The organism is Modicisalibacter sp. (assembly GCF_055145905.1).
This window is the reverse complement of record NZ_JBSREH010000033.1, coordinates 56,863-81,448: the sequence shown is the minus strand read 5'-3', so window position 1 is coordinate 81,448 and position 24,586 is coordinate 56,863. Positions and strand designations below refer to the sequence as shown.

Annotated in this window: 16 protein-coding genes; 12 read left to right on the top strand and 4 right to left on the bottom strand. The window is 62.4% G+C overall.

Annotated elements, in window-relative coordinates; translation table 11 throughout:
* The first annotated feature begins 27 nt into the window (after nt 1-27).
* From argA to glrR, 4 genes are all read left to right on the top strand, one after another.
* The gene (gene argA / locus ACTCB7_RS10765; RefSeq protein WP_463006681.1) at nt 28-1,341 is read left to right on the top strand and encodes an amino-acid N-acetyltransferase; all 1,314 of its coding nucleotides are present in this window, start codon (nt 28-30) and stop codon (nt 1,339-1,341) included.
* 839 nt (nt 1,342-2,180) lie between these two features.
* Nucleotides 2,181-3,680 (top strand): sensor histidine kinase, encoded by a 1,500-nt coding sequence (locus ACTCB7_RS10760; protein ID WP_463006680.1) that lies wholly within the window; start codon nt 2,181-2,183, stop codon nt 3,678-3,680.
* 4 nt (nt 3,681-3,684) lie between these two features.
* Nucleotides 3,685-4,209, top strand: a complete 525-nt coding sequence (locus tag ACTCB7_RS10755) for a hypothetical protein (RefSeq protein WP_163649781.1) — start codon at nt 3,685-3,687, stop codon at nt 4,207-4,209.
* Nucleotides 4,210-4,261: 52 nt separating this feature from the next.
* Nucleotides 4,262-5,644, top strand: coding sequence for a two-component system response regulator GlrR (gene glrR / locus ACTCB7_RS10750; protein ID WP_463006679.1), 1,383 nt, complete (start codon nt 4,262-4,264; stop codon nt 5,642-5,644).
* An 11-nt stretch (nt 5,645-5,655) separates the two neighbouring features.
* On the opposite strand, the gene xseA is transcribed toward glrR, so the two are convergent.
* Complete coding sequence (gene xseA / locus ACTCB7_RS10745) at nt 5,656-6,981, bottom strand: exodeoxyribonuclease VII large subunit (RefSeq protein WP_463006678.1); 1,326 nt, start codon at nt 6,979-6,981, stop codon at nt 5,656-5,658.
* A gap of 256 nt (nt 6,982-7,237) precedes the next feature.
* Here xseA and guaB point away from each other — a divergent pair, with 256 nt between their 5' ends.
* The 5 genes from guaB to ACTCB7_RS10720 all read left to right on the top strand — a co-directional run bounded on the left by guaB (nt 7,238) and on the right by ACTCB7_RS10720 (nt 15,936).
* A complete protein-coding gene (gene guaB, locus ACTCB7_RS10740; protein WP_463006677.1) occupies nt 7,238-8,707 on the top strand; it encodes an IMP dehydrogenase in 1,470 nt (489 codons plus the stop codon).
* A 185-nt stretch (nt 8,708-8,892) separates the two neighbouring features.
* Complete coding sequence (guaA, locus tag ACTCB7_RS10735; RefSeq protein WP_463006676.1) at nt 8,893-10,467, top strand: glutamine-hydrolyzing GMP synthase; 1,575 nt, start codon at nt 8,893-8,895, stop codon at nt 10,465-10,467.
* Nucleotides 10,468-10,542: 75 nt separating this feature from the next.
* Nucleotides 10,543-11,547: a virulence RhuM family protein gene (locus tag ACTCB7_RS10730; protein ID WP_463006675.1), complete on the top strand. Its 1,005-nt coding sequence runs from the start codon at nt 10,543-10,545 to the stop codon at nt 11,545-11,547.
* 82 nt (nt 11,548-11,629) lie between these two features.
* On the top strand, nt 11,630-13,237 hold the full coding sequence (locus tag ACTCB7_RS10725; RefSeq protein ID WP_463006674.1) for a site-specific DNA-methyltransferase: 1,608 nt from the start codon (nt 11,630-11,632) through the stop codon (nt 13,235-13,237).
* An 11-nt stretch (nt 13,238-13,248) separates the two neighbouring features.
* Complete coding sequence (locus ACTCB7_RS10720; protein ID WP_463006673.1) at nt 13,249-15,936, top strand: DEAD/DEAH box helicase; 2,688 nt, start codon at nt 13,249-13,251, stop codon at nt 15,934-15,936.
* A 172-nt stretch (nt 15,937-16,108) separates the two neighbouring features.
* Here ACTCB7_RS10720 and ACTCB7_RS10715 read toward each other — a convergent pair whose 3' ends face one another.
* The gene (locus ACTCB7_RS10715) at nt 16,109-17,350 is read right to left on the bottom strand and encodes an NAD(P)/FAD-dependent oxidoreductase (protein WP_463006672.1); all 1,242 of its coding nucleotides are present in this window, start codon (nt 17,348-17,350) and stop codon (nt 16,109-16,111) included.
* An 803-nt stretch (nt 17,351-18,153) separates the two neighbouring features.
* Nucleotides 18,154-18,705: a hypothetical protein gene (locus tag ACTCB7_RS10710; RefSeq protein WP_463006671.1), complete on the bottom strand. Its 552-nt coding sequence runs from the start codon at nt 18,703-18,705 to the stop codon at nt 18,154-18,156.
* A gap of 423 nt (nt 18,706-19,128) precedes the next feature.
* Between ACTCB7_RS10710 and ACTCB7_RS10705 the strand changes: the two genes are divergently transcribed.
* The 3 genes from ACTCB7_RS10705 (at nt 19,129) to tmpT (ending at nt 22,455) form a co-directional block, all read left to right on the top strand.
* Nucleotides 19,129-19,701 carry a cytochrome b/b6 domain-containing protein gene (locus ACTCB7_RS10705; RefSeq protein WP_163649788.1) on the top strand — a complete coding sequence of 191 codons (573 nt, stop codon included), beginning with the start codon at nt 19,129-19,131 and terminating at the stop codon, nt 19,699-19,701.
* Between the two features lie 284 nt (nt 19,702-19,985).
* Nucleotides 19,986-21,692: a mechanosensitive ion channel family protein gene (locus tag ACTCB7_RS10700; RefSeq protein WP_463006670.1), complete on the top strand. Its 1,707-nt coding sequence runs from the start codon at nt 19,986-19,988 to the stop codon at nt 21,690-21,692.
* A 91-nt stretch (nt 21,693-21,783) separates the two neighbouring features.
* Nucleotides 21,784-22,455, top strand: coding sequence for a thiopurine S-methyltransferase (tmpT, locus tag ACTCB7_RS10695; protein WP_463006669.1), 672 nt, complete (start codon nt 21,784-21,786; stop codon nt 22,453-22,455).
* A gap of 41 nt (nt 22,456-22,496) precedes the next feature.
* On the opposite strand, the gene ACTCB7_RS10690 is transcribed toward tmpT, so the two are convergent.
* The gene (locus tag ACTCB7_RS10690) at nt 22,497-24,485 is read right to left on the bottom strand and encodes a methyl-accepting chemotaxis protein (RefSeq protein ID WP_463006668.1); all 1,989 of its coding nucleotides are present in this window, start codon (nt 24,483-24,485) and stop codon (nt 22,497-22,499) included.
* Nucleotides 24,486-24,586: the final 101 nt, after the last annotated feature.

The window sequence follows — 24,586 nt, the reverse complement described above, 5'->3', positions numbered from 1 at the left end:
TCATCTTCCGTCGGAGCTCCCCTGGCCGTGCAGACGCGCTTTCCCTTCGTCGACTGGTTCCGCAATTCCTCGCCCTACATCAACGCACATCGCGGCCGAACCTTCGTCATCCTCATCGAGGGTGAGGCGGTAGCCAACGGGCGCGGTGAGCAACTGATCCAGGATCTGGCGCTGCTGCATACCCTGGGGGTGCGGCTGGTGGTGGTCTACGGCATCCGCCCGCAGGTCGGCGCGGCGCTGGCCGAGGCGGGGATCGAACCGGTGCGCCACGACGGGCGCTGGGTCGCCGATGCCCCGATCATGCGCTGCGTCGAGCGCGTGGCCGCCGAGCAGCGGCTGTGGCTCGAGGCCCGGCTGTCGCTGGGGCTGCCCAACACGCCGATGCATGGCGTCGAGCTGACCGCAGTCTCCGGCAACCTGGTGATGGCCAAGCCGCTGGGCGTGCGCGAGGGCGTCGACTTCGACCACAGCGGCGAGGTGCGCCGGGTGCGCGCCGCCGCCGTTGAGGCGCTGCTCGAGCGGGGGTCGCTGGTCATCCTGCCGCCGCTGGGCTTTTCCAGCACCGGCGAGGTCTTCGATCTCGACGCCGCGGAGGTGGCCCAGCAGGCGGCCGTGGCGCTGAAGGCCGACAAGCTGATCCTGCTCGGCGAGGCCGAGGGCCTGCACGATGAAAGCGGTGCCCTGTTGCGGCAACTGACGCCGGACGAAGCCACCTCGCTACGGCGTGCCGCGGCGCCGGGCAGCGAGATGGCCCGCCATCTGACCGCGGCCTGCGAGGCCGCCCGCCACGGCGTGGCGCGCACGCACCTGGTTTCCTGGCACGACCACGACGCCCTGATCGGTGAACTGTTCACTCGCGACGGGGTGGGCACCATGATCACCCAGCACCGCTATGAACAGCTGCGCCCCGCCGAACTCGGCGATATCGCCGGGCTGCTCGAGCTGCTGCGCCCGCTGGAGGAGCGCGGCATGCTGGTGGCACGCTCCCGCGAGCGCCTGGAGCACGAAATCGACGATTATCTGGTGATCGATCGCGACGGCATGATCATCGGCTGCGCGGCGCTGCACCCGTTCGCCGACGCGGCCATGGCCGAGCTGGCCTGCGTCGCCGTGCACGGCGACTACCGGGGCGGGGCGCGGGGGGCGCTGCTGCTGGCCGAGGTCGAGCGTCGCGCCCGTCGCAAGGGCATCCAGGCATTGTTTGCCCTGACCACCCATACCGCCCACTGGTTCTTCGAACATGGCTTTCGCCTGGCCGACATCGACGCGCTGCCGCCGTTGCGTCGTGAAGCCTACAACCACGCACGCAAGTCCAAGATCCTCCTCAAGCCCCTTGATTGACGGCTCTCGCCGGCCCCGTCAGCCGGGGCTTCTGATCGGGGCCACGGCCCCGGTGTCGCCTGAGAGTGACTGCCTTTCCTGGAATGTTGCCAGAAGACGACACTCTAAATTATTGAATTAATTGGTATTTTTTAAGGGCCTCGAAATCGTGTCGCCAAGTGGCAACATTTTTCGATGCCAGTGGCGGGCCAACAGGCCGGTTTTTGGGGCGAATCATGCCGTGCCAGTTTTTTGCAGAATTTAAGTTTTTGATTTTATTGACTTTGTCAAAAAAGTGGCACGGCCTTCGCTATCTATAGGGTGAGCAACGGGAAGCGGTTCAAACGGCTCGATTCGCTTCCCGGCTGAGCCCAACGAGAGCTTATCTCCGTCAGCTCAGCAGCGTCTGCTCCACGCGATGTGTGACTTAGGTTGCGATGAGACGGTACCGCCGATTTGGCAAGGATAGGTACCTAGAGGGCAAGGACGCCCCACGGCAAGGAAGCCGCTCCCCCGTCACGGGGGACCCAATTACGGCGCGCCGCTCCGGCGACGCGCCACCGGACGAAACCGGGCGGTTCGCCGCCCCTGTGGAACCATTGTCCCTGGCAGACGCAAGAGCGGTTTCACGGTTTCGGGACTCCTTGGGAGTCCGATCGGAGTGTTCGCGAAGGTCCGGCCAGGCGGCCCTTGGTGAGGACTCACTTGACCCTTCAGTTCCCTGCGTACCTTGGGCCGGCTCTGCCGGCCCTCTTTTTTTGCAGGTCGAAGGCCCGGACCAGCTTATCGAAGCGCAAGTCTGTTATGCTGTGCGGAGAGAATGAATGACTTTAGCCCTCTTTCTGCATAGAACGGTTTCCATGACCTCTCAGGTCTCTCGCCGCTGGCGTCCCAGATCCCTGCTACAGCTGGTATTGCTGGCCTTCGTGGTCGTGATGCTGCCGATTGCCGTGCTGATGTTTCAGGCGGGCGAGGGGATGTCGGAGCTGTCGCAGCTGGCCAATGTCAGCGCCCGCGAGGCGGTCGACCAGACGCGTCGCGCTCGCACCCTGTCCAATCTGGCCGTGGAGATGGAGCGCAGCGCCCGCCAGTACGCCGTGGTGGAACAGCCCGGCCTGATGGAGATCTTCGCCGACAAGGCCGACGAGTACGCCCGGCTGCTCGAGGCCCAGCGACGGCTTTTGCCCGACAACCCCGACATCGCCGCCCTGCAGGATCAGATTCAGACGCTGGCCGAACTGCCCGGCAAGACGCCGCAGGAAGTCCGCGACAGTCTCGACGAGTTCGCCAGCTTCGCCGATCGCACCGACGCGGTCCGCGAGGCCACCAACCTCCAGATCGACGCGCGCATCGACGCCATCAGCGACCAGGCCGACGAAGTCCAGCAGCGCCTGTGGCTGCAGACGGCGGCGCTGGTCTCGGCCAGCCTGGCGCTGATGCTGCTGTTCACCTGGCTGATCATTCGCCCCATCCGCCAGCTGGAGCGGCGTATCCTCAGCCTGGGCAGTGGCCTCGAGCCGCCCTCCGCCCAGCTGATCCAGGGGCCGGCCGAGCTGGTGCGCCTGGGAGACCGCCTCGACTGGCTGTCCCAGCGGCTCAACGAACTGGAAGCGCAGAAGCAGCAGTTCCTGCGCCACATGTCCCACGAGCTCAAGACGCCGCTGGCCAGCGTGCGCGAAGGCACCGGGCTGCTCTGCGACGACATCGCCGGCGAGCTGACGCCACGCCAGCGGGAAATCGTCGAGCTGATCGACGCCAGCGGCGAGGAGCTGCAGACCCTGATCGAGCAGCTGCTCGACTATAACCTTCTGCAGCACAATCAGGGGGCGAGCAACGAGCGCTTCGACGTCGCCACGGTGATCAAGGAAGTGCTCGCCAAGCACCAGCTGGCGCTGGAGAAGAAGGGTATGCGGGTGAGTGCCTTCCAGGAACCGCTGGACTGGTCCGCCGATCGCGAGCGGACCCTGCGCATTCTTGATAATCTGGTCTCCAATGCCATCGCCTATGGCGAGAATGGTGGCGAGCTGGAGCTGCGCGCCTTTCGCCAGGGGCGATCGCTGATTCTCGAGGTGGCCAACAGTGGCGAGCCGATCGCCGACGACGATCGGGCGCGGCTGTTCGATGCCTTCTATCAGGGACGGGCGCGGCGCAAGGGCGCGCTCAAGGGGTCAGGCATCGGCCTGTCGGTGGCTCAGGACTGCGCCCGGGCGCAGCACGGCCAGCTGATACTTGCCGACACTGACCCGCTGGCCGTGTGCTTTCGCCTGACCCTGCCCTGGAGCGCCGAGACGCTCGCCGATAACGATAAAGAAGAGTTGCCGCCGCCCCTGACGGCTGCTGCCGAATCTGCAAGGAACTGACTACATGAAGCATCCCGTTCTCGTGGCCGGCCTGCTGGCCTTCACGCTTGTCGCGTCGGGCTGTCAGTGGCTGCCGCAGCGCACCACTGCCTTCGCCAGCGATGATGCCCAGTGCCTGTCCGACATCCCCACTCTCGAGGAGCAGGCCTGCCTGCTGGACGCCTGGGTCGCCTTCGGCCTGGCCGCCCAGCGTGGCGGACCCGAGTGGCGCCGCCAGACCCTCGAGAAGGTCGACGGCGACACGACCCGGGACCGCCTGGCGCGTGCCGTGGTGTTCTCCTGGAGTGGCCGGGGCGACTGGAAGGCGGCCTCCGAGCTCTACAAGGCCGACCTGGCCATGGCGCCGAGCCGCCTGCAGCCGCTGCTGCGCCAGTGGCTCAACGGGCTCGAGGCGCGTCGCTCGCTGGTCGAGGAGATCGACGACAGCGAGCATCAGCGTCAGGCCCTGGCCAGGGAGCGGGACTCGCTGGCCAAGAAGCTCGATGCCCTGACCGAGATCGAGGAAAGTATCAATTCGCGCCAGCAGTGAACCGCGTCCCGACCACGAAAAGCGACGATAGCGGGGCGGGCTGGCGCCGCGAATGCCGAGGAGTGACGACGTGAAGCATGCGGCTCATGTTCTGCTGGTCGACGATGACGCCAGCCTGTTGAGGCTGCTGGGAATGCGCCTGGAAAGCCGGGGGTACCGGGTCACCACCGCGGAAAGCGGCCGCCAGGCGCTGGAGTGCCTTGAGCATGCTCGGCCCGACCTGGTGCTGTCGGACCTGCGCATGGACGAGATGGACGGCATGGCGCTCTTTCAGCAGTTGCAGAAGCGCATGCCGGGGCTGCCGGTGATCATCCTCACCGCTCACGGCTCGATTCCCGACGCGGTGAGCGCCACCCGTCAGGGCGTATTCAGCTTCCTGACCAAGCCGGTGGACCGTGACGAGCTGTTCAAGGCGATCGACGATGCTCTGAGCCAGACCCCCGGCCCGGCGGCCGAGGGCGACGATGCCTGGCGCTCGGCGATCATCACCCGCAGCCCGCAGATGGAAACGGTGCTCGAGCAGGCGCGGATGGTCGCCGGCTCCGACGTCAGCGTGCTGGTCACCGGGCCCAGCGGCTCGGGCAAGGAGCTGCTGGCCAACGCCATTCACAAGGCCAGCAGCCGGGCCGACAAGCCCTTCGTCGCCATCAACTGTGGCGCGCTGCCCGAGCAGCTGCTGGAAAGCGAGCTGTTCGGCCATGCCAAGGGCGCCTTCACCGGCGCGGTCAGCCAGCACCAGGGGCTGTTCCAGTCGGCCGACGGCGGCACACTGTTTCTCGACGAGATCGGCGACATGCCGCTGCCGCTGCAGGTCAAGCTGCTGCGCGCGCTGCAGGAGCGCCAGATCCGCCCGCTGGGCTCCACCACCTCGGTGCCCATCGACGTGCGCATCATCTCGGCGACCCATCGCGATCTGGACCGGGCGATGGCCGACGGCGACTTCCGCGAGGATCTCTACTATCGCCTCAACGTCGTCAACCTGCGCCTGCCGCCGCTCAAGGAGCGCGCCGAGGACGTGCCGCTGCTCGCCAAGCACCTGGTCACCCAGGCCGCCGAGCGCCACAAGCCGTTCGTCAAGGGCTTCTCCTCCGAGGCGCTCAACCTGCTCGCCTCCTGTGCCTGGCCGGGCAACGTCCGCCAGCTGGTCAACGTGGTCGAGCAGTGCGTGGCGCTGACCAGCGCGCCGATCATCCCCGAAGCGCTGGTCGCCCAGGCGCTGGCCGCCGAGGAGAACGCGCTGCCCTCGTTCAACGAGGCGCGCGCCGGCTTCGAGCGCAGCTATCTGGTCAAGGTGCTCAAGATCACCGAGGGCAACGTCACCCAGGCGGCGCGCATCGCCGGGCGCAACCGCACCGACTTCTACAAGCTGCTCGGCCGCCACTCGCTGGAGCCCAGCGCCTTCAAGCCCGGCGCCGAGCCCGCCAGTCGCGCCTGAACGCCGGCGCGTCAGCGATAGCGCCGCTTGACCTCCACACTCAGCCGCCCCTCGCCGAGCCGCGCCTTGAGCCGCTCGCCGGGGCGGGTGTCCTGCGAGCGCCGGATCACTTCGCCCTCGGCGTTCTCGAGAATCGCATAGCCGCGTCCCAGCACCGCCAGCGGGCTGACCGCCTGGAGTTCGCGCACCCGTGCGGCCAGCTGCTCGCGGCGGCGTTCCAGCTGCCGTGGCATCACGGCATGCAGACGCGCCTCCAGCGTGGCGAGCCGCTGCCGTGCCTGGGCCACGTCGCGTGATGGGTCGGCCGCGCCCAGCCGGCGGTGCAGCATTGCCAGTCGCCGGCGCTCCTCGGTGAGGCGCCGGGCCAGGGCACGCTGCAGGCGGGTGTCGAGCGCCTCGAGGCGCTGACGCTGGCCCGCCAGTCGTTCGCCGGGATGGCGCAGTCGCGCGCGAAGATGATCGAGACGCTGGGCCTCGGCCTCGAGGCGGCGCTGCTGGGCGTGAGCCAGGCGCCGGGCCAGGGTGGCCAGCCGCCGGCGCAGATCGTGCTGGTCCGGTACCAACTGCTCGGCCGCCGCCGACGGGGTGGGGGCGCGCATGTCGGCGGCGAAGTCGGCGAGCGTGACATCGACTTCATGCCCGACTGCGGCCATCACCGGCAGCCGCGAATGAAAGATCGCCCGGGCCAGATGCTCGTCGTTGAACGCCCACAGGTCTTCCAGGCTGCCGCCGCCGCGGGTCACCAGGATGGCATCGAAGCGCGGGTCGGCATTGGCCAGGGCCAGGGCGCGGATGATCGCCGGCGCCGCCGCCTTGCCCTGCACCGGCACCGGCAGCACGCTGATCCGTGCCAGTGGCCAGCGTGCCGCCATCACCGCCAGCACGTCGCGGATCGCCGCGCCGGTGGGCGAGGTGATCGCCACCAGATGCCGCGGCGGGCAGGGCAGCGGGCGCTGGTTGGCGAACACGCCCTCGGCGGCGAGCCGGTGCTTGAGGCGTTCGAAGGCGGCGAGCAGATCCCCCTGGCCGGCGGGTTGCGCCGCCTCGACGATGAGCTGGTAGTCGCCGCGCGGCTCGAACAGCGAGACCTTGCCGCGCAGGCGCACGCGGTCGCCGTTGTTCAGCGCTGGGGTGAAGCGGGCGCGGTTGCGGAACAGCGCGCACTTCACCTGGGCGCGGTCATCCTTCAGAGTGAAGTAGACATGCCCCGAGGCCGGCCGCGCCAGGCTCGAGACCTCGCCCTCCACCCAGCATTCGCCGAAGCCGCGCTCCAGCAGCATCCGCGCGCGGCGGTTGAGTTCGCTGACCGACAGGGTCTCGGGGGCGGTCTCCGGCATGGCGGCCTCGCTGACGATGAAACGGGAAGGGCAGTCTAGCATTCCGGGGGAGGGCAGCGTGCCGCGGGAGAATGCAGTGTCCGTCATGTCACCTTCGCCGCATCACAGCGCCCCCTTGCAGACTTGTCCCCGGATCGGCCCCTGGCGACAGCACTGTGCCAAGTCAAGGCTACATTGAGAGGAGAATGGGGCAGCGTTATAATGGTCGATTAACTTCTCTCCCCTCCCCACAATCTGCTCATTGGGTGATTCCGATATGCTACGTATGGCGCAAGAAGCTCTTACGTTCGACGACGTATTACTCGTACCCGGCTACTCGGATGTCCTGCCCAAGGACGTCAGCCTCAAATCCCGCCTGACCCGCAACCTCACGCTCAACATCCCGCTCGTCTCTTCCGCCATGGACACCGTCACCGAAGGCCGCCTGGCCATCGCCATGGCCCAGGAAGGCGGCATCGGCATCATCCACAAGAACATGACCATCACCGCGCAGGCCGCCGAGGTGCGCAAGGTCAAGAAGCACGAGAGCGTCATCGTCAAGGACCCGGTCACCGTCAGCCCCGAAGCCAAGCTCAAGGACCTGCTGGCGATGGCCGACGAGTACGGCTACTCCGGCTTCCCGGTGGTGGAAGGGGAGACCCTGGTCGGCATCGTCACCGGGCGCGACATGCGCTTCCAGCCCGACCACAGCGACGACGTCGCGGCGATCATGACCCCGCGCGAGAAGCTGGTCACCGTGCCCGAGGGCACGCCGCTCGACGCCATCAAGGCCAAGCTGCAGGAAAACCGCATCGAGAAGATCCTGATCGTCGATGACGCCTTCCGCCTGCGCGGCCTGGTCACCGTGCGCGACATCGAGAAGGCGCGCACCTACCCGCATGCCGCCAAGGACGCCGACGGCCGCCTGCTGGTTGGCGCCGCGGTGGGTACCGGCCCGGAGACCGCCGAGCGCATCGCCGCACTGGCCGAGGCCGGCGTCGACGTGGTGGTGGTGGATACCGCCCACGGCCACTCCCGCGGCGTGATCGAGCGGGTGCGCTGGGTGAAGGAACACTTCCCCGCGGTGCAGGTGATCGGCGGCAACATCGCTACCGCCGAAGCCGCCCGGGATCTGGCCGAGGCCGGCGCGGACGCCGTCAAGGTGGGCATCGGCCCCGGCTCGATCTGCACCACGCGCATCGTCGCCGGTGTCGGCGTGCCGCAGATCACCGCCGTCTCCAACGTCGCCGAGGCGCTCAAGCCGTTTGATATCCCGCTGATCGCCGACGGCGGCATCCGCTTCTCCGGCGACCTGGCCAAGGCGATCGCCGCCGGCGCCAGCACGGTGATGATCGGCGGCCTGCTGGCCGGCACCGAGGAAGCCCCGGGCGAGGTCGAGCTCTACCAGGGCCGCACCTACAAGGCCTATCGCGGCATGGGCTCGATGGGCGCCATGTCCCAGAGCCAGGGCAGTGCCGACCGCTACTTCCAGGACAAGTCCGAAGGCGCCGAGAAGCTGGTGCCGGAAGGCATCGAAGGCCGCGTGCCCTACAAGGGCCTGATGAGCGCCATCGTCCACCAGCTGATGGGCGGGCTGCGTGCCTCGATGGGCTACACCGGCTGCCACGACGTCGAGGAGATGCGCACCAAGCCGCAGTTCGTGCAGATCACCGGCGCCGGTTTCGCCGAGTCGCATGTCCACGACGTGCAGATTACGAAAGAAGCCCCCAACTACCGCGCCGGCTGACCGACGCCACTGGACTGGCGCCATGCGTTGTTGAAAACGGCCTCGGCATGCTCATTGACCCCCCCAAGTCAACTGCGCTGCCTCGGCCGTTTTCGCCTAGCCTGGCACTCAGCCAGTGTCGCCGGTGCCAAGCACATTCTTTCCGCTTTCATCCTCGCTTCGCCGCGCTTCAACGAGATGCTTTCATGACCGACATTCACGCCCACAAGATCCTGATCCTCGACTTCGGCTCCCAGTACACTCAGCTGATCGCCCGTCGCGTGCGCGAGATCGGCGTCTACTCCGAGGTTCGCGCCTTCGACATCACCGAAGCCGAGATCCGCGAGTACAACCCCAACGGCATCATCCTCTCCGGGGGGCCGGAGTCGGTCTCCGAGCTGGGCTCGCCGCGCGCCCCCGAGTGCGTGTTCGAGCTGGGCCTGCCGGTGCTGGGCATCTGCTACGGCATGCAGACCATGGCCGAACAGTTGGGCGGCGCCACCGAGGGCTCCAACAAGCGCGAGTTCGGTTACGCGCAGATCAAGGTGGCGGGCGACGACGACCTGCTCGGCGGCATCAAGGATCATGTCGACCACGATGGCAGCGCGCTGCTCGACGTGTGGATGAGCCACGGCGACAAGGTCGCCCGGGCGCCCGAGGCGTTCAGCGTCACCGCCTCCACGCCGAGCTGCCCGATCGCCGCCATGACCTGGGCCGAGAAGCGCTTCTACGGCGTGCAGTTCCACCCCGAGGTGACCCATACCCTGCAGGGTCAACGCATCCTCGAGCGCTTCGTGCTGGAGATCTGCCAGGCCGAGCGGCTGTGGACCCCGGCGCAGATCATCGAGGATCTGTCCGAGCGGGTGCGCGAACAGGTCGGCGACCGCCACGTGCTGCTGGGCCTTTCCGGCGGCGTGGACTCCTCGGTGGTCGCGGCGCTGCTGCACAAGGCGATCGGCGACCAGCTGACCTGCGTGTTCGTCGACAACGGCCTGCTGCGCAAGGACGAGGGCGACCACGTGATGGAAACCTTCGCCCGCCATATGGGCGTGCGGGTGATCCGCGTCGACGCCGAGGACGAATTCCTTGGCAAGCTCGAAGGCGAAAACGACCCCGAAGCCAAGCGCAAGATCATCGGCAACACCTTCATCGACGTGTTCGACCGCGAAGCCGCCAAGATCGACGGCGTGGACTTCCTCGCCCAGGGCACCATCTACCCGGACGTGATCGAATCCGCCGCCAGCAAGACCGGCAAGGCCCACGTCATCAAGTCGCACCACAACGTCGGCGGCCTGCCCGAGACCATGAAGCTCAAGCTGGTCGAGCCGCTGCGTGAACTGTTCAAGGACGAGGTGCGCAAGCTCGGCCTGGAACTCGGCCTGCCCTACGACATGGTCTACCGCCACCCCTTCCCGGGGCCGGGCCTGGGCGTGCGCATCCTCGGCGAGGTGAAGAAGGAATACGCCGACATCCTCCGCGAGGCCGACGCCATCTTCATCGAGGAACTGCACAACGCCGACTGGTACCACAAGACCAGCCAGGCCTTCGCCGTGTTCCTGCCGGTGAAATCGGTCGGCGTGGTCGGCGACGGCCGCCGCTACGAATGGGTCATCGCCCTGCGCGCCGTGGAGACCATCGACTTCATGACCGCCCGCTGGGCGCACCTGCCCTACGAGCTGCTGGAGAAGGTCTCGAACCGGATCATCAATGAAATCAGCGGCGTATCGCGCGTGACCTATGACGTGAGCAGCAAGCCGCCAGCGACGATCGAGTGGGAGTGATAGCCAGGCTTTGCTAATCTATCAAGCCCGCCAAATAAGGCGGGCTTTTGGTATCTACCTCAATAGGGCGGGCTCATGGGTAACAGTGAACTGATCCTCTACCGAACCGATGATGGGCGTAGTGCGGTACATCTACACGCCGAGGACGGGAGCGTATGGCTGACCCAGGCTGAGCTGGCCGAACTGTTTGCGACGTCGAAGCAGAATGTAAGCTTGCACGTTCGTAACATATTGAAAGAAGGCGAGTTATCTCGAGAGGCAGTTGTCAAGGAATCCTTGACAACTGCCTCTGATGGGAAGCGTTATAAAGTCAACTGGTATAGCCTGCCGATGATCTTGGCAGTGGGGTATCGGGTGCGCTCGCCGCGAGGAACGCAATTCCGTCAATGGGCCACAGCCAACCTCAGCGAATACCTGATCAAGGGCTTCGTCATGGATGATGAGCGTTTGAAAGAGCCGGGTGGTTGGGATTATTTCGATGAATTGTTGGCACGTATACGCGATATCCGTGCCTCGGAAAAGCGCTTTTATCAGAAGGTTCGCGATCTATTCACCCTGAGCAGTGACTATCACACCGATGATAGTGATGCTCATCGCTTCTTTGCTGAAGTGCAGAATAAGCTGCTGTATGCCGTCACTGAGCAGACCGCGGCCGAAATCGTCGTGAATCGTGCCAATCCAGAAGAGCCCAACATGGCGCTGACCTCTTGGCAAGGCGCGCGGGTGCGCAAACAGGACGTGACAATAGCCAAAAACTATCTGACCGCTGATGAGGTGGATACGCTTAACCGGCTGGTGGTGATCTTCTTGGAGCAGGCTGAGTTGCGTGCCAAGGAACGTAAAGATCTCACACTGGATTACTGGCGCCGTAATGTTGACCGCCTGTTGAACTTTAGTGAACGGCCTATATTGGTCGGGGCCGGCACTATCAGTGCCCAAAGAGCCAAGGTTATCGTCCATGAACGCTATGGCCAGTTTGATGCTCACCGCCGCCAGGCAGAAGCTTTGGAAGCGGATGCAGAAGACCTAGAAGACCTGGAAGCGCTTGAGAAACATATTAAACGCAATCGTGACAAATAAAGCTATTTGTCATGTGTTGGCGAGTCGCTGTTTAGAGATGCAGGGCCGCCTTTTGTAGTCTATTTTGAAACACAGGTAATCCATGCCCACGCTCAACTGGATCGGCAAAGATGCCGTTGTCACTCATCATAAGAAGGTGCCATATCGCCTGCTGGAACCTGTACCCGAGTTGGATGGTGGCGACGCGGACAACGGTAACCTGATCGTCCAAGGGGATAATCTTCATGCCCTCAGGGCGTTGTTGCCACGCTATGCGGGTAAGATCAAATGTATCTATATTGATCCGCCTTATAATACTGGAAATGAAGGCTGGATTTACAATGATAATGTCAATAGCCCAGAAATTAGACAGTGGTTGCACGAGGCGGTAGGAAAAGAGGGTGAAGACCTTTCAAGGCATGATAAATGGCTGTGTATGATGTATCCGCGCCTCAAGCTGCTAAGAGAGTTTCTGAGTGACGATGGAGCTATTTTTATTTCGGTTGATGATGTTGAAGTGGGGAATGTTAGGCTTCTGTTAGACGAGCTGTTTGGTGCTAATAATTTTATAGCAAATGTGATATGGGAAAAAGCAGATTCACCAAGAAATTCGGCTCGTTTTTTCTCAACTGATCACGACTACGTCCTTGTTTATGCTAAAAGCGATAAATGGGTTCCTAAACGCCTTCCGAGAACAGAGGAGGCGGATTCAATTTATAAAAATCCAGACAATGACCCTAAAGGTCCTTGGTTGCCAGGCGACCCTTATGCAAATAAGCCGTATTCAAAAGGTGAGTATGAATATACTGGGCCAACAGGGCGTGTTTTTTGTCCTCCAAAAGGAAGATATTGGCGTGTATCGAAGGAGAAGCTGGAGTCTTTAGATTCTGAAGGTAGGGTTTGGTGGGGGCCAAAAGGGAATGCTCGTCCGAGTATAAAAAGATATTTGAATGAAGTTTCAGATCTTGTTCCAAGAACCATTTGGACGAAAAAGGAGGTTGGAAGCAATAGGACGTCAAAAAATGAGATGAGGTCTATATTTCCAAATGAGTCCTCGTTTGATACACCAAAGCCTAGGGCATTTATCCAGAGGATAGTACAGATTTCTACAGGAAAAGATTCCATTGTTATGGATTCTTTTTCAGGTTCTGGAACCACTGCCCATGCAGTGCTGAAACAGAACGCAGAGGATGGCGGGAATAGAAAATTTATCCTTGTCGAAATGGATAAAAATATCGCAAAAAACGTCACAGCGGAACGTGTCCGCCGGGTTTCGGAAGGCTACGCTGATAATAAGGGCAATGCCATCGAGGGGCTTGGCGGTGGTTTTCGCTATTACCGCCTGAGTGATGAGCCGATGTTCGATGCCTTCGGCCAGGTACGTGATGACGTCACGTTCGAGCAACTAGCAGAATTCGTCTGGTTCAAGGAAACTGGCACCGGATTGCCACCCCAGAAAACGGGGGAGAAACGTTTCACCTCGCCTTTGCTCGGTATTCATGAAGGGCAGGCCATTTATCTACTGTTCAACGGTATTCTGGGCGACAAAAGCGTCAATGGAGGTAATGTGCTGACGAGCCCGGTGCTGGATAGCCTGCCAGCTTATGATGGCCCCAAGACTCTCTATGCGGCGGCCTGTCGTCTGGGAGCCTCGCGCCTGCGCCGTGAACAGATCGTCTTCAAGCAAACGCCCTACGCCCTCGATCAATAAACAGGTGGACCATGGCCGGATTCGTTGCAAAATCCTATCAGCAGCAGGCACTCGATTCACTGCTGGCCTACTTGAAGGCTTGTCGGGAACTGGGGGATGCGGATACCGCGTTTTATCAGACAACGAGAGCGCTTTGGGCACAAGGAGTTCCCTATCGTCCTCTAGCGGGTTTTAACCCCGCGATGCCGTATTTTTGCCTACGTATTCCGACTGGTGGCGGCAAGACGTGGCTAGCGGCACGATCGATTAGCATGGTGAATGCTCATTTGCTTCATGTTTCCCACAGCGTAGTGCTGTGGTTAGTGCCTTCCAATGCCATTCGTGAGCAGACTCTCAAGGCACTCAAGGACCCTCGGCATCCCTACCATGCTGCCCTGAGTGATGCTGGACCGGTCACGGTCATGGATATTGATGAAGCGAAGAGCGTGATGCCCGGTACCCTTTCCAGCAATACGGTGGTCATTGTTTGTACGCGGCAGGCCTTCCAAGTTGAAGAAACTGAAAGCCGCAAGGTCTATGAGTCGAGCGGCGCGTTGATGGGGCATTTCGACAATCTGGCGGTTGAGCAGAAGGAAAAGTTGCTCCGTAGCGAGGATGGCACCACGGTGCCATATTCTCTAGCCAATGTGCTGCGCCTACACCGTCCATTCGTGATCGTTGATGAGGCGCACAACAATCGCACCACGTTGGGGTTCGAAACGCTTCGCCGCCTGAACCCTTCCGGTATTTTGGAACTCACCGCGACGCCGGATACCACGCACACGCCCAGTAATGTGCTGCATAGTGTATGGGCCGCCGAGCTGAAAGCCGAGGAAATGATCAAGCTGCCAATCCGCCTGGAAACCCAGCCGGAATGGCAAAAGTGTCTTAGTCAAGCTATTGCCTGGCGTGATGAGTTGCAAGGGCGAGCCGATGCCGAACGGCGCAAGGGGGCGTCTCCCATTCGCCCGATCGTATTGATTCAGGCTGAGCCACGCCGTTCGGGGCATGAGACGTTGGATGTCGAAACACTATGGCAAGAGTTGCAGGACAACCATCAGATCCCGGTTGAATGCATCGCACGAGCGACTAGCGAATATAAGGAACTGGAGGCGCTGGAACAGACCTATGAAAAAGGCATCATGGATCCTGATTGCCCAGTGACATTCGTTATTACGCAACGGGCCTTGGCCGAAGGGTGGGACTGCCCATGGGCGTATATCTTGGTGAGTATGGCGGAACTGCATTCCTCGACGGCGGTGGAGCAGCTTCTAGGGCGTGTGCTACGTCAGCCAGAGGCGAAGGCCAGGCCGGATGGCGCGCTGAACCAGTCCTATGCCTACGTCGTGTCGCGCAGCTTCCGCGATACTGCCGATAGCCTGCGTGATAGTTTGGTCAAAGGGGCAGGGTTCGAGCGCCGGGAAGCGCGGGAGTTCGTCGAAGCCACACAGCCGCAACAGGCATCGCTCGATTTTGAGCGTTTCAAGGCACGTTTCTCTTTCACGCCGATCCCTGTGAAGCTGACGAGTAAGCCCGCCAAGCGTGATCTCAACAAGTTGGGCGATAAAGTGGCATGGGAGCCCAAGACCAAGACGCTCACTATCCAGCAACCGTTGGACGACGCCGATGCAGAAACGGCGACACAGGCGGTAGCCTCGGACAAAGATCGTGAAGCGGTAGTGCAGGCAGTCGAAGAGAGTCGAACACAAGCTAGTGTCGAGCATTTTCAGACTCCTTCGGAATTGGGTAAGCCGTTAGTCGTGCCGCAAATGGGGTTGCGCGTTCAGGGAGAATTGCAGCTCTTCGATGACCCTGAAGTGTTGAGCTATCCGTGGGATATTTCACTATACGATGCCGATCCGACGTCGGCTCAGAAGAAAAGTCTTGAAGGCAAAGGTGTTGCAGAGGTCGGCAAGATTGACGCCGACGACAAGGCGGGACGTCTAAATGTCGACTTCATGAAAGGGGTGATACATGACCTAGCGATGAGCTATCAGCCAGAGCATTTCAATGATGTCGACCTAGCTGCTTGGTTGTGTCGCAATTTACCCGACCAAACGCTAACGCATGAAAGCAAGCGTGCCTTTGTCACTCGCTGGGTCCAAGGGCTTTTGAAACTTGATACCCTGAATCTTGCGTATCTGAATTCACATAAGTTCTCGCTGCGTGAGATGCTTGAGCAACGTATTGGTGAGTTGCGTCAACGTGCAGTGAAACAGGCGTATCAAGAATCACTTTTCGATAGCGATAAAAATGTCGATGTCGTTGTCGGTGGGTCGGGGATGGAATTTGAATTCCCTCCCTATGGCTATGCACCTAATCGGGTTTACGATAACCGCTTTGGCCATATAAATTTTCGCCGCCATTACTATGGTCAAATTGGAGACTTTGATAGTAAGGAAGAGTTTGAATGTGCCGTCTGGCTAGATGATCAAGCTCGAAAAGGTAATATTGAGTTCTGGGTTCGCAATCTGGATCGTAAGCCTGCATGTGCCTTCTTTCTACAAAAAGCCGATGGGAAGTTCTGGCCAGATTTTATCTGCAAACTACCCGACGACACCATTCTAGTTATTGAGTATAAGGGCGGTGACCGTTACTCAACGGACAAGGCCAAGGAAGACCGGATGATCGGTGAGTTATGGGCTAAGGAAAGTCAAGGCCGAGCAAGATTTGTCATGGTCACCAATCGTGATTGGGACTCTATTGTTTCTCTTATGTAAGTGAGCATGGCTGGGGGTGTGAGTTATGTAATGCCCCTCCCCCCCTAGTTTCTGCACCCTGAGCGGCTAATGCTGGGTGTTCTCGGCTCGAGTGCTCGTACAGGCACCGTTACCCAAGCTATCTTTTGAAGCGGGCGCCTCAAGGGCGCCCGCTTTCGTTATAACTTCACCTTCAAAACCGATCGACGCGGAACGGGGCCATATCCACCGCGGGTTTTTCGCCATCCATCATCTGGGCGAGCAGTTCGCCGGTGGCCGGGCCCAGGGTAAAGCCCTGATGGCCGTGGCCAAAGGCGAGCCACAGCCCTGCCTTGTCGGGGGCTGGGCCGATCACCGGTTTCATGTCGGGCAGGCAGGGGCGGGCGCCTTTCCAGGGCTGGCTGTCGCGACGCTTGCCCAGCGGGAACAGCTTGCGTGCCACCTTCTCGGCGGCGGCCAGCTGCTTGTACTGGGGCGGCGAGTTCAGGTCGGCCAGCTCGGCGCCGGTGGTCAGGCGAATTCCGGCGCGCATCGGTTCGAGCAGGAATCCCTTCTCGGCGTCCATCACCCAGTGGTTGAGCTTGGCCTCGTTTTCGGCGGAGTAGTGCATGTGGTAGCCGCGTTTCACGAACAGCGGCACCTTCATGCCCAGCCTCGCCAGCAGTTCACCGGTCCAGGGGCCCATGGCCACCACGATTTCCTCCGCCTCCAGATCCCCCTCGCTGGTCTTGACCTGCCAGCCGCCCTCGGTCTGGAGCACGTCCTCGACGCTGGCCTGCTTCACCTGGCCGCCCTGGTCGGCAAAGCTGCGGGCGTAGGCCTGCACCAGGCCGCCGGGGTCCGAGACCATCCAGGGCTGCGTCCAGTAAATCGCCCCGATCAGCCCCTTGCCCAGGTGCGGCTCCTTGGCGTAGAGCGCCTCGGCGTCCAGCACCTCGTACTCGACCCCGAAGCGCTCGTGATTCTCCTGGGCCACTTGCTGGCGTTCCTCGAACGCCTTGCGGGTGCGGTAAAGCTCCAGCCAGCCGCCCTTGCGTACCAGCGCCTCGGCGCCGGCGGCTTCGATCATCGGCGCGTGGGCCTCCTGGCAGCGCATGATCAGCGAGGCCCACTCGCGCACGATGCGCGCGTAGCGCTCACCGCTCGAGTTCAGCCAGTAGTCCAGCAGCGGGCCCGCCGCGCTCATCATGCCGGTGGGGCGATAGCGGATGTCCACCTGGCGGTTGGGCAGCACCCGCAGCAGGGTGCCGATATCCTTGGGGAAGGCGTAGGGGCGCACGGCCTCGCGCTGGATGATGCCGGCATTGCCGAAGGAGGTCTCGAGCCCCGGCTCGCGGCGGTCCACCAGCGTGACGTCATGGCCGCGACGCACCAGGTGCCAGGCCACGGATACGCCGACCATGCCGGCACCCAGAACGATGATATTGCGAGCCATGAAAGTCTCCCTGCCGATAGTTGTAGATAGCTTCGCCGCGGGGCGGAGCCTGTCAAACCAGCGAGTTTATCAATACTTTCCAAAAAATCGGCTAGGTGCTGATAATTAATATGTTAATCCTGTTTTATGGGGATAGTGCCGAGTATTTTCCCAGGATAATGGCGGTGGAAAGGCGTTGTTTCCGTAACGGGTTCCTGGGCCTGCACGCGGCGGCATTACCGGGTCTGTGACGCCCTCCAGATGGCCTTGTGGCACCGGAAGTTGCCCCAAGGGGTAAACGTGCACACCGGCCGTGGCAGCCAGTACGGCTCGATCCTGATCTACGAGGATGCCGAGAAGGCGGTCGAGGTGCGTCTGGACGAAGGCCGCGAGACGGTATGGCTGATCCAGCGGCAGATGTCCGAACCTTTTGACAAGGGTATTCGGACGATCAATGAGCACGTTCTGAACGTCTACGACGAAGGTGAGCTGGTGCGAGAACCAACTATCCGGAAATTCCGGGTCGTTCGTCAGGAGGGTTCACGTCAGGTCGATCGAGGCCTATACCCTCGGTCACGGCGCGATGGGCATCCTGCATATCTGCGGTCGTTCGCATTTCCCGAGCCCCTGGTAGCAACACGAATCGCTCGAATGTCATCGCGGGGTCAACCTCGGCGTCGCGATCAACAGGCTCGTCGCATTCGCCTTGAATACATCGGAAAACCGTGGCGAGTTTTCTTGGGCGCAAATTGGGCGCGAACACCCCAGTCGTTTGGGGTGTTCGCTCCCAATCGGGTCACTTCACGATCATGGTTCGTTTCCGATCAGAAGTTGATACCCATGCCGATGGTGTAGGCCCAGGCGCCATCGTCGATGTTGTCCTGGGCGCTGTTGCTGCTGTCGAACAGGAACTGGTACTCGGCCCTGCCCTGAATGAAGGTACTCGGCAGCATGTAGTACTTGAGGCCGGTTTCCAGGCCGGCGATGCCGGTGTCCTTCACGCCGTCGCCATAAATGCCGCCGAGCGAGGCGCCCACGAAGGGACGGGCTGCGCCGCGGCCGAAGTGGTAATCGGCAAAGCCCCGCGTGCTGCCATTCCAGGTGTTGTCGCTATCGCCTTGCACGTCGGCAAAGTTCACGCTCTGACGAACGCCCACCAGCGTCTGACCGGACAGGTACCAGCCGTAGTCACCGGAAACGCCAAAGCTGCCGTTGTCGAAGTCCTTGTTGCTGGTACCGGTACCGGAGATGGAGAATTCCCTGTCACCCGTCTTCGGGCCTACCGTTGAGCCCATCCCTTGGGCCATGGCAGAGGAGGCAAACAGAAGAGAAGCCCCAACCAGCACGGGCAGAGAAGCGTTTACAAACTTTTTCATAATAACACCCCTTGATAACGTCCGTATTTGATTCAGTCTGTTGTCCTCGGGTGGGACCGGGTAGCCAAGCCCCCTGTCATCCACACCATGCTGCCGACAACGGCCACGATGTTTCTGCGATCGATTCCTTTTTGTTGAATGTTGCCGGAGAGCCTTGCGGTCACTCCCCAGTGTAGAAGGCGTCGGTATTTTGCAAATAACAATTTTAGCTCTTCGCGGGTCAGCGTGAGTCGTTCGGGATGGGGGCGAGGGCGGATGGAGGAACGACGGTCAAGCCGATCTGTCTCCCCCATTCCCTTAAGCTAAAGCTAAGATAGCGGTGGTATCACTACATTCGGCGAGTCGTGGATCGCCGGAGCGCGCCACGCCGGCAGGCCCGGAAACAGGGTCGTCGGCTCGATACGTAACGTGGGGGAAGGGCGAATGAACGTAGTGGGCACCACCATGGGGTATTTCCGGGAGCGCCAGACACCGCTCGTGCTGGCGTTTCACCTGACCGTGCTGTCGATGGTGATCGGCCAGATCATCCTCAGCAATTTCATGGGATTCACCCGGACGGGCGAGGTGGCTAGCCAGCTCCCCGAGCGCTATGGCACCTGGCTGCATATCGGCATGGGGCTGCTGCTGGTGCCGATCTCGCTGATCTTCCTGTTCGCGGTGATCCGGCATCGCGGCCTGCGTTACTACTTTCCCTGGCTGGTGGGCAATGTCGCGCCGTTGATGGCTGATCTGCGCACGCTGCTGCGGCTGCGCATGCCGGAGCCGGGCCCCGGCGGGCTGGCGGCCATCATGCACGGCCTGGGGCTGGGGGCGCTGCTGCTTGTGGTGTTCTCGGGCTTCACCTGGTTCATTTCCTGGAGCTATCACCTGCCCTGGGCGCCTCAGGCGGGATCGGTCCATGCCCTGCTGACCGGGCTGATCGAGGCCTACATCATTGGCCACGGGGCCATGGGCATCCTGCATATCTTCTTCCGTTCACGTTTCCCCAGCCCGTAACAGGCGCTGCTGCCGGCGTCCCGTCCGACATGTCCTCGCTGCCCTCCGCCTCTGGCCGGAGGGCTTTTTTGTGCCTGCCCGCATGACGAACCTGGTGTCACTCAGCCTGACCTCAATCGTCAGTATTTGCTGACTCATGTTGTGGACGCCCCGCCAGCCGGTGGGCTGTACTTGAACGGTGACCGGCCCGGAAGGCCGGTCGGCAGGCGCGGCCCGCCGGACCGGGATTGGCTCGGCGGGCGGTGGATGACACGGATGACCCACTGAATATCGGTAAGGGACGCATGACGAAAAACGATTCGTGGCGGCTGTGGCTGGTCGCTGCAGTGGCGCTGGTATTTTCCAGCCTGTGCATGGCGCAACCTCAGGACGAGGAGGATAAGTCGGAGCTCTGGTTCTCCGTCGATTCGCTGAATGCGGGCCTGGGCGAGGCGCCCAAGGTGGTCAAGCGGTCGACCCCGCGGGAAGCGATCCGGAGTTTTCTGGAGTTGACGAAACAGGAGGATTTCGGCGCGGCGGCGCATATCCTCAACCTTTCCGAGCTGGAACCGGCGGAGCAGCGCAAGCGCGGCGGCACGCTCGCCATGCAATTGGCCGAGGTGCTCAGGCGGGGCGAGTGGCTCGAGGTGTCCAGCCTGCCCGGTCGCCAGGATGCCGCCAACGAGCACCCGGCGGACAAGCGCCCCCATGCGGGCAAGCCGCGTCGCAACATCAAGCTGGCCTCGCTCACCGCCCAGGGGGAAGCCTACGACATCCGGCTGGGCCGGTACCGGGTGGGCGACCAGGAGCCGGTATGGCTGGTCATGCCGGACAGTGTCTCGTCGGTGCCGCTGCTCTACGAGAAATACGGCCCGTCGTTTCTGGAATCCTATATCCCCCAACCGCTGAAGAAGTCGTTCGGGCTGCTCAAGATCTGGGAGTGGATCGCCATTCCCCTCGTGCTGGTGGCGGTCGGCCTGACGGGCTGGTGGATCTACCGGCTGGTCGGCCTGATCAAGCGTTTCCTGCCCGCCGGGGCGCCCAGCATCTTCGCCAGCCAGATCCGCATGCCGGTGGCGCTCATCGTCATGTCGCTGGTGACCCAAGCGCTGCTGGACTACGTGGTGTCCTTCTCGGCGGTGGTCACCACGTCCTTTCGGGTGCTGCTGATCGCGATTCTGGCCTGGGGCGCGGGGACCATCGCGATCCGTCTCGTCGATACCGTCATGCTGCGGATGACGCGGCGCCTGATGGGGCAGATCGACGACACCAAGCACAAGGATGACCGCAAGCTGCTGACCACGCTCTACGCGCTGCGCCGGCTGATCATTCTGGTCACGGTCACCGCCGTATCGGTCTACGTGCTGAGCCAGATCCAGCTCTTCGAGACGCTGGGCATGTCGCTGCTCGCTTCCGCCAGTGTGCTGACGGTGCTGGTAGGTATCGCCGGCCAGGCCGTGCTGGGCAATATCCTGTCGTCGTTTCAGCTGTCGCTGGCGAAGTCCATCCGTATCGGCGATCTGGTGATGTTCGAGGGCCAGTGGTGCCATGTGGAGGGCATCTTCTATACCTTCATCCGGCTGCGGTCGTGGAACGAGCGCCGCGTGATCGTGCCGGTCACCTATTTCGTCTCCAAGCCCTTCGAGAACCTCTCGGTCAAGAACGCCAAGGAGTACCGCAGCCTGGAGATGAGCGTGCACCTGAGCGCGGATATCCAGTGCCTGCGGGAGAAGTTCATGGAGTACGCCCAGGAGGAGGACAACGTCATCGAGCATCACAAGCTGTGCTGTTACGTGACGGGGCAGACCGACATGGCGCAGACGTTCATCTGCTATCTGATGACCTCGGACCCCTTCGCCGGCTGGGTGGCGGAGATGAACATCCGGGAACGCATGATGGCCTTCATACGGGACCATCACCCGGAGTGGTGGCCGCGCGAGGTGATGGTCGTCAGCCGCGAGGATGTCGCGCGTGGGGAGGCCCGGACCGAGCCGGATGATCGGCATCGTTGACGTCTCTGGGGCGCACCCGCCGGGGCGGCGGGTGTCATCCCCGGGGACATGCGGCATACTCGGACCCCCTGTCGTCAACCGGAGCATCCCGATGGAAGCCGACTTCTGGCGATCCCGCTGGCAGAACGCCCAGCTGGGCTTTCACCTGCCCTTCGTCCACCCGATTCTCGAGCGCTACCTGCCCGGCTTCGGCCTGCCGGCCGGGGCGCGGGTCTTCGTGCCGCTGTGCGGCAAGACGCGGGACATCGGCTGGCTGCTGTCGCAAGGGTACGAGGTAGTGGGCGCGGAGCTCAGCGAGCTGGCGGTCGGCCAGCTGTTCGAGGAGCTGGGCGTCGAGCCGACGATCGATGACTGGGAGGGTGGCCGACGCTGGCGCCACGGTGGGCTGACCGTCTTCCAGGGCGATATCTTTGCACTGCCGGCCGGCGCGCTGGGGCGCGTGGACCTGGTCTACGACCGGGCGGCGCTGGTAGCGCTGCCGGAAGCGATGCGCAAGACCTACGTGGCCCAGGTGCTGACCCTGTCGGGCGAGGCGCCGCAGCTGCTGATCGCCTTCGAGTACGACCACCGGGAGATGCCGGGGCCGCCGTTCCCGGTGCTGCCGGACGAACTGCAACGCCTCTATGGCGACGCTCACGCTCTCACCGAACTGTCGCGCAAGGACGTGATCGCCCATCAGGCGCGTTTTCGCGAAGCCGGGGTGACGCGCTTCGAGGAGATCGCCTGGCGGCTGGAGCGGGAGGCTGTCCGGGCGCTGGTGTGACTCGGGGCCGGGAAGCCGGGCTTCCCGGCCGGCCGGTGGCGTCAGGCGATTTCGGTTGCCCGACGACGGGACTCCCGGGAGGGCGTGTGCGTCAGCGAAGCGGGCGTTGAAACCGGCTGATCGCTGACCCTGAGATGCTCGACCCGGGACACCATGTCACTGGCCTGCTCGTTGAGTGAACGGCTGGCGGCGGCAACCTGTTCGACCAGCGCGGCGTTCTGCTGGGTCACCTCGTCGAGCTGGGCCACGGCCTGATTGATCTGCTCGATTCCTGACGACTGTTCTGTGGAAGCGTTGGCAATGTCCGTGACCAGCGTCGACACCTGCTCGATGCGTGTGGCGATCTCGGCGAGGGTCGCGTGAGTATCGCTGACCAGTGTGTTGCCCCGGTCGATGGTGGTGACGTTGCGGTTGATGTGCTCGCGGATTCGGCTGGCCTCGCCGGCACTGCGACTGGCCAGCTTGCGAACTTCCTCGGCCACCACGGCGAAGCCCTTGCCGTGCTCACCGGCACGGGCGGCCTCCACCGAGGCATTGAGCGCCAGCAGGTTGGTCTGGAACGCAATGCTGTCGATGGTGCCGACGATGGTGGTGACCTCCTGGTTGGCAGCCTCGATATTATGCATGGCGTCACGCGCCTGATCCGCCACCCCTTGTGCCTGAAGTGCCTGTTCACTGACGTCCCGGGCCAGGGTGCGCGCCTGGCTGGCATGCTGGGCGGTGTTGTGCACAGTCGAGGTCATCTGCTCCATGCTGGAGGCCGTTTCCACCAGAGAGGCTGACTGTTCTTCGGTACGCTGGGCCAGGTCCTGGTTACCCTGAGCGATTTCGCCACTGGCCAGGTCGATGGATTGCGCATTGCGACGAATCCGTGCCACCAGCGTTTCGGTATCTTCGGTAGCCTGATTGAAGGCTTGGTAAAGACGGGCCAGTTCATCGCTCCCTGCGGCGTCGAGCCGTTGTGTCAGGTCGCCGCCGCGGGTCTGGATGGCCTGCAGGTTGCGATTCAGGGGCAGGAGAATGCTGCGCACGATGAGCAGGGCCAGTGCCAGAGTCAGCAATAGAACACCCAGAGCCACGGCAATATAGGTCCACAGGGCGGTATTGGCCGAATGCCGCAGGTTCCTGGCCTCGTCCAGAATGCTGTCGGCGGCGGCATCCTCGATGCCTTTCAGGCGCTCGAGCTTGGTGGTCTGCCAGTCGAACCACTGTTGTGGGTCCACGCCGAAGTGGCCCTGATCGGCCCGTTCGATGGCCAGCTTGCGCAGGTCATCCAGGCGTGCCATCTCGGGGCCGGAGAGGGCCTGCGTGTAGCGTTCGACAAGGCCGGGGTCGGCCAGCACCTTGAAACTGTCCAGGGCGGCGGTTTCGGTGCCCAGCAGGCGCAGGAAGCGACGGTATGTGTCCGCTGTCATCTGATCGGCAGCGAAGGTATTGGCCAGCAGGGCGCGTTCAATGCCGGCCAGATCCTTGGCCTTCAGCAGCTCGTGGTAAGCGGTCAGGCGCCGTGCGATATCGGCATTGCCGGTCCGGTGGCTGAGTTGACCGGCGAGCGTCACCAGGGCGTTGTCGATCCCGGTGTAATAGGCCAGGGCGTCATGGAGAGGCAGGCTCAGCGAATCCACCTGACGACGCACGGCCTGAATGTTACCCAGATCCTTCCTGGCCCTGGCGATGCTGGCGCCGGCCGCCTGGCCGAGTTGCCGTACGTCGATAGTATCCAGCGTACTCAGCAAGCGCGACACGCGTTGATCGGACGACTGTCTCTGTTCACTCAGGCGCTCCTTGAAGCGTTTTCCCTGGCTGCCGAGAAAGCCGGCCGTCATGCCCCGTTCGCGCTGAAGTTCATGAACCAGATTACCCGCCTGCTTTGCCAGCGACGTGAAGGTATAAAGCCGGGACATCCCCGCCGCGACCTGCTGACGCTCGATGGCACCGCTGATGGCGAAGTAGAGCATGGCTAGTATGGGAAGCGCGAGTACGAGCAGAAACTTGCGCTTCATCGAGAGGTGCTGCATGACATGCCTCATGTGAGGGCTTCCCTTTATGATCCGTGTTCGTGTAGGGCAGTCAGGAGAGGCGTGTCATTGTTTTCGTTGGATGGTCGTCTGCCGGTAACGATTATCGGCCA